This window comes from Protofrankia sp. Cas8 (assembly GCF_963555845.1).
Lineage (GTDB): Bacteria > Actinomycetota > Actinomycetes > Frankiales > Frankiaceae > Protofrankia.
In genome coordinates this window covers 3,113-6,898 of record NZ_CAUVXI010000051.1, presented here as the reverse complement: position 1 = coordinate 6,898, position 3,786 = coordinate 3,113, and the positions used below count along the sequence as shown (strand labels likewise).

4 protein-coding genes are annotated in these 3,786 nt (G+C 68.0%); 3 read left to right on the top strand and 1 reads right to left on the bottom strand.

Annotated features, from left to right (window positions below; all coding sequences use genetic code 11):
• The 3 genes from U9977_RS10245 to U9977_RS10235 all read left to right on the top strand — a co-directional run.
• The coding region (locus tag U9977_RS10245; protein WP_322748980.1) for an FtsX-like permease family protein at positions 1-1,175 on the top strand (1,175 nt) is incomplete at its 5' end.
• 166 nt (positions 1,176-1,341) lie between these two features.
• Positions 1,342-2,019, top strand: a complete 678-nt coding sequence (locus U9977_RS10240; protein WP_322748979.1) for a response regulator transcription factor — start codon at positions 1,342-1,344, stop codon at positions 2,017-2,019.
• Positions 2,016-3,581 carry a sensor histidine kinase gene (locus U9977_RS10235; RefSeq protein ID WP_322748978.1) on the top strand — a complete coding sequence of 522 codons (1,566 nt, stop codon included), beginning with the start codon at positions 2,016-2,018 and terminating at the stop codon, positions 3,579-3,581. The genes U9977_RS10240 and U9977_RS10235 overlap by 4 nt, the downstream gene beginning before the upstream one ends.
• Here U9977_RS10235 and U9977_RS10230 read toward each other — a convergent pair.
• Positions 3,568-3,786: hypothetical protein (locus U9977_RS10230; protein WP_416210544.1), on the bottom strand; the 219-nt coding region annotated here is incomplete at its 5' end. The two genes, U9977_RS10235 and U9977_RS10230, sit on opposite strands and share 14 nt — an antisense overlap.

Genomic DNA, 3,786 nt, shown 5'->3' with positions numbered 1-3,786 from the left:
GCCCCGGACGGGCACCCGAGCTCGAAGCGGCGTCGCTGCGGCGACGTCGCCACATCGTGGCGCGCGGTGCGGCCGGTCTCGCCGTCGCGCTGGGCCTGGCGGCGTCCACGGCCGTCTTCACCTCCACCTACGATGCCCAGGCCCGGCTTGATGTCGCCCTGACCGTCGGTGCCGACGTCGCGGTCACCGAACCCCCCGGCGCCGTCGTCAGCCCGTCCGCCGGCGACACGCTCCGCAACGCACCCGGCGTGCGGGCCGTCGAACCACTGCAGCACCGCTTCGCCTATGTGGGACCGGATCTCCAGGACATTTACGGCGTGAACGCCGACACGATTCGGCGGGTCGCCCCGCTTCGCGACTCGTTCACACCGGGTAGCACCGTGTCGAGCGCACTGGGCACTCTGGGCCGTACTCCTGACGGCGTACTGCTCTCCGCGGAGACGCTGCACGACTACCAGCTGCGTCCCGGCGACCCGGTACAGCTGCAACTCCAGACCGGACCCGACCGGCGCTACCAGCCGGTGACATTCCATGTGATCGGTCAGATCAAGGAGTTTCCCACCGCCCCGAAGGACTCCTTCATCGTCGCCAACGCCGCCTACATCACCCATGTGACCGGCTCGGACGCGGTCGGCAGCTTTCTGATCGGATCGTCCGACCCGACCGCGACCGCCGCGTCCCTGCGGTCGCGGGTCGCGCCCGGCGTCGACGTTGCCGACGTGCGTTCCGCCCGCGCCACCGTCACCACCGCATCCGGCTTGGCCGCGTCCGACCTCGCCGGCCTGTCCAGGCTGGAACTCGGTTTCGGGGTCCTGCTCGCGCTGGCGTGTTCCGGCCTGGCGTTGCTGCTCGGCGCGTCGCAACGACGGCGTTCCCTGGTGCTGCTCCGCGCCTTCGGCGCCACCCCCCGCCAGCGCGGACGTTTCTTGGCCACCGAAGCGCGGGGACTGGTCCTGGGCGGTGTCCTCGGCGGCACGGCGATCGCGGCGGCCATCAGCTACCTGCTCATCAAGGTACTGACGGGGATCTTCGACCCACCGCCTGCGGCACCGGCGATTCCGGTCGGCTACCTGGTCGCTCTCGTCGCCGGTGTCGTGGCGGCGGCGGCTGTGGTGGTGGTTCTCGGTGGCCGGATGGCGGGCACCGCGGGCCCGAAGGAGCTTCGAGACCTGTGAGCGTGCCCAACCGTGAGCACACTGAGACAATGTGGTTGCCGTGGAGGGCGCCGACCCGCATGGCCCCGGGGCGCGGTCCGGTCAGTCCGGTCAGTCCGGTCAGTCCGGTCAGTCCGGTCAGTCCGGTCAGTCCGGTCAGTCCGGGAACGTGCGACAGGAGCTGTCGATGCGGATACTGATCGTGGAGGACGAGGAAAACCTGGCCGCCGCGATCCGGGACGGACTTCGTCATGAGGGTTGTGCCGTCGACGTCGCGGCCGACGGCGAGCAGGGCCTGTGGCTCGCCTGCTCCCACGCCTACGACGCGATCGTTCTGGACATCATGCTTCCGTGTCTCAGCGGCTATGAGGTCACCCGGTCGCTGCGCCGGGCGCGGGTCTGGACACCTGTCCTCATGCTCACCGCGAAGGACGGGGAGTACGACGAGGCCGACGCCCTCGATCTCGGCGCGGACGACTACCTGACCAAGCCCTTCTCCTTCGTCGTGTTGCTGGCACACCTGCGCGCACTGATCCGGCGAGGGTCCCCGAGGCGTCCGACCGTCCTGACGGCGGGTGATCTCCAGCTCGATCCGGCCCGGCACCGCTTCAGCCGGGCCGGAACCGACATTCGGCTACGGCCCCGCGAGTTCGCGCTCATGCACTACCTCATGCGCCATCCCGACCAGGTGCTGCCCAAGAGCGACATCACCGCCAACGTCTGGGACGAGTTCGGGGAAAGCGATCCGAACCTCGTCGAGGTCTATATCAGCTATCTCCGAAGCAAGATTGACAGACCGTTCGGACGGCAGGCGATCGAGACGGTGCGCGGAGTGGGGTACCGACTACGGGCTGACGGCGGTTGACCGACCACCGGGAAGACGCCGCGGCGCGCCCGCGGTGGTGGCGCCGGCTGTCCTTCCAGCTGCGGGTGACCCTCATCGCGACCCTCGTCGCGGCAATCGGTCTTGCCACCGCAGGGTTCCTGCTGATCACCGGTGTCAGCAACAGCCTGCTCGGCACCATCGACGATGCGGCCCGCGAACGTGCACAGACGCTCAGCGCGGTCGTCACCCGTGGCGCCGTGCCGGACCCGTTGCCCAGTTCCGGCGCGGACACCAGCATCGCCCAGGTCATCGCGCCCGACGGTCATGTGATCGCCAGCTCACGGGAGTTCGACGCCGGTGAGGAGGCCATCCCGCGGCCCGTTGGAGGGCTGTCGGCCGGGGAACGCATCGAGGATCGGGTGGCGCTTGCGCACGGTCATTTCCGGATCCTGACGCTGCCGGTACGCACCCAGGGTTCCACCGCCACGATCGTGATCGCGTCACCGTTGAGCGACTATGACCAGGCAGTCGGCCGCGTCACCACAGCGGCCGTGGTTGGCGGCCCCACTTTGCTGCTCCTGCTCGCGGTCGCGGTCTGGACACTCGTGCGTTACACCCTGCGCGTCGTTGATCGCATCCGCGGTCAGCTCGACGCCATCACTGCGGCGGATCTCCATCGCAGGGTCGACGTTCCCCCCGCTCAGGACGACATTCGCCGCCTTGCCCTGACCATGAACCAGATGCTGAGTCGACTGGAGAACGCAGCGACCACGCAGCGTCACTTCGTTTCCGATGCCGCCCACGAGCTACGCAGCCCGCTGGCGGCCCTGCGTGTGCAGCTCGATGTCAGTCACCACACGTCCGATATGGGCAGATGGCAGGACGAAACCGTTCGCATGATCCACGATGTGGACCGGCTCACCCGGCTCGTCGACGATCTGCTCGCGCTCTCCCGCCTCGACGAAAACGCCCGACCTGCCCGCCGCGACCTCGTCGATATCGACGAAATCGTGCTCACCGAGGCCCGGAACCTGCGATTGACCAGCTCGCTGGCCGTCCACACCCGTGAGGTCTGCGCAGGCCTGGTCGCAGGACATCCTGACCTGTTCACCCGCGTCGTGCGCAACCTGCTCGACAACGCGCGACGCCACGCGCGGACGCGGGTCGATCTGTCGCTGTCGACCACCGGCGGGCGCGTCGAGTTGGTCGTGGCGGACGACGGCCACGGAATACCGCCTGAGTACCGTGACGAGGTCTTCCGCCGGTTCTACCGCCTCGATCAGGCCCGCAGCCGGGACGCCGGTGGCAGTGGGCTCGGTCTTGCGATTGTCCACGACACCGTCACGGCCCACCATGGCCTCGTTTACATCGAGGACAACGAGCCTGGCGCCCGAATCGTCGTGTGGCTGCCGGCGGCTGGAAGCCAGCGCCCCACCCCTACCCGGCCGCCTCCATCCGATCATCCTCTGGGGGGAAGGCCCGAGCGACCCGGAATCAGGAACAACACATCATGTTCCCGGCACCGAAAAAATAATCTTTCGGGTCGGAGGTGCTGGCGATGTGCGGTGAGCAGGGCGAAGCGGAGTCCTACTGGCGGATGAAGATGAGGACGATGTGCGGGGTGCCGCCGATACTGTTCGCGAGGAGTTCGACGCTTTCACGATGCCCTATGAAGGTCAGTTTTGCCTTGTTCGCGGACACGCTCTGCTGCTTGAGTTGGTAACCGTCAGTGGGCATTGTCTGCCGGTAGAACGTGACCGCGTCGTCGGTGGTAACGCCTGTCAGTGCGATCGCCGCGTCTCGGGG

Coding starts and splice junctions, on each gene's coding strand:
- U9977_RS10240 (WP_322748979.1), top strand. CDS start 1,342: ATGCGGATACTGATCGTGGAGGACGAGGAAAACCTGGCCGCCGCGATC.